The sequence below is a fragment of the Sphingobium sp. ba1 genome (assembly GCF_000743655.1).
Lineage (GTDB): Bacteria > Pseudomonadota > Alphaproteobacteria > Sphingomonadales > Sphingomonadaceae > Sphingobium.
The window spans coordinates 1-1,923 of sequence record NZ_JPPQ01000010.1 but is presented as its reverse complement, the minus strand read 5'-3'; the positions used below and the strand labels follow the sequence as shown (position 1 = coordinate 1,923).

2 protein-coding genes and 2 pseudogenes are annotated in these 1,923 nt (G+C 56.5%); all 4 read left to right on the top strand.

All coding sequences use genetic code 11. The features are described 5' to 3' along the window. The first annotated feature begins 5 nt into the window (after positions 1-5). Entirely contained in the window at positions 6-449 is a 444-nt protein-coding gene (locus tag IL54_RS01860) for an NfeD family protein (RefSeq protein WP_037472616.1), read from the top strand. Positions 450-799: 350 nt separating this feature from the next. Beyond that, positions 800-1,282, top strand: a complete 483-nt coding sequence (locus IL54_RS22570; protein ID WP_076605448.1) for a GSCFA domain-containing protein — start codon at positions 800-802, stop codon at positions 1,280-1,282. Positions 1,283-1,343: 61 nt separating this feature from the next. Then, positions 1,344-1,715, top strand: a pseudogene (locus IL54_RS01855) (transposase); the annotation flags it as partial. A gap of 86 nt (positions 1,716-1,801) precedes the next feature. Continuing rightward, positions 1,802-1,923 (top strand): annotated as a pseudogene (locus IL54_RS25785) (IS3 family transposase); the annotation flags it as partial.

The window sequence follows — 1,923 nt, the reverse complement described above, 5'->3', positions numbered from 1 at the left end:
GCCCCATGACCCTGCTCACCCTGCTCGAAGATCATTGGGCCTGGCTGGTATTCGCCGCGCTGCTGGGCATTGCCGAAGTGCTGATCCCCGGCGTCTTCCTCATCTGGATTTCGATCGCCGCCGCCATCACCGGCCTCGTCGCGCTCGCGCTGCCGATCGGCCTCCCCCTCCAACTCCTCCTGTTCGCAAGCCTCAGCATCGCGGCGGTCTATGCCGGCCGCCGCTGGTACGCCGACCACCCCGTCGCCTCCACCGACCCCCTCCTAAACGACCGCACCGCCCGCCTGATCGGCCAGACGGTAACCGTGGTGGAAGCCATCACCGACGGCGAAGGCCGGGTCAAAGTCGGCGACAGCGTGTGGAGCGCAACCGGCCCGGACGCGGAAGTGGGCGCACGGGTGCGCGTGATCGCGAGTGAGGGCACTGTGTTGCGGGTGGAGCGGGTTTAGCCCAAGCGCTTTTACACCGCGACCTTATGATCCATGTTCACGCAACCGACATTAGCGAACATCTGTTCCACCAAACGTAATATGAGCCTTTGCAACATTGACAACCGATTGCAGCCATCAATTATGATATGGTCGAAGGAAATTCGTGATTGTTCCGAAATGTAGACATAGCCTACTATTGCAATTCAGCAAAGAGCCCGATAATTCGGTATCTATTAACAAAATATATATCATTCATATAATTATAATTAGTACATAGGTTAGATTAAATAATTTATATTTATATATAGAAAATTTTGGGGGTATACCGAACTGTGCATAATATTTCTGCAAGGCAAGCCGTTCGCAATATGAGAAATATTGGGGAATATGCACAATGGTCTATTGGTGGCCCGGATGCGGACGAACGGGGATATGAAAGTGTCACGGCGCAGATGGCCGGCGGTAGAGTATTTAGCGAATTTACGCCGTTCATAACACCCAAATTTCATCTCGGTGAAAATCCTGCTTTGTTCACCAGCGGTTCTTGTTTCGCTAGAGAAATTGAGCATGCCCTTCATGCGCAAGGTAAAACCGTACTGAGTTGGTCGCCGGACTGCGGACTCTCGCCCGCATCATTCAATAGATACAATATTTTTTCAGTCCTTAATGATTTTCGACTGGCACAAGGCGGCGGCTATGACGAGGATCTGATGTGGGAGACGCCGATCGGATGGATTGATTATTCAGGTAACGACGTTTTGCCAACGCGCGATGCTTTGGTGTCGGCCCGCAACGCTTCGATCAAGATTCATAAGCAGATCGCTCAGGCAGATGTTTTCATCGTGAAGTAGCCCCCAAAATCGCCTGACAGGCCCTCACACTTATGGAAGTGTGATGCATATGCCTGACCGTATGACTGGAACATATGACCGCGTAGAGGTCATTACCTCGGTGCAGCGCCGTCGGCGCTGGACGCCCGAGGAGAAGATTCGCATCGTTGAGGAGACCTATTTGCCGGGGAACTCGGTGTCGCTGGTCGCCCGCCGCCATGGCATCGCGGGCAACCAGCTATTCACCTGGCGACGGCTGATGACTCAGGGCGCACTCACAGCCGCTGCGGCCGGCGAGGAAGTTGTGGCCGCATCCGACTACCGCGCGCTTGAGGCGCAAGTCCGCGAACTGCAGCGCCTGCTCGGCAAGAAGACGATGGAGAACGAACTGCTGCGCGAGGCTGTCTCCCGGGCCGCAGGCCCAAAAAAACAGCTGTTGCGCTCGACCTCGTGGCCCGAGGGTGGACGGTGAGCGCGGTTGCAAATGCCGTCGGCATGTCACGACCGCATCTCTCCGCAATGCAACGACCAGCAGAACGACGGCGTCGCGGGCGTCCGCCCTTGCCCGACGCCGAACTCGCCGCCGATATCCGCAGGCTGATCGCCGACCTGCCAACCTATGGCTATCGGCGCGTGCATGCCCTGCTGCGCCGCGAGGCGGA

What these genes read in the sequence shown, in the direction of transcription:
- IL54_RS01860 (WP_037472616.1), top strand. Translation starts at nt 6, where the DNA reads ATGACCCTGCTCACCCTGCTCGAAGATCATTGGGCCTGGCTGGTATTC.
- IL54_RS22570 (WP_076605448.1), top strand. Translation starts at nt 800, where the DNA reads ATGAGAAATATTGGGGAATATGCACAATGGTCTATTGGTGGCCCGGAT.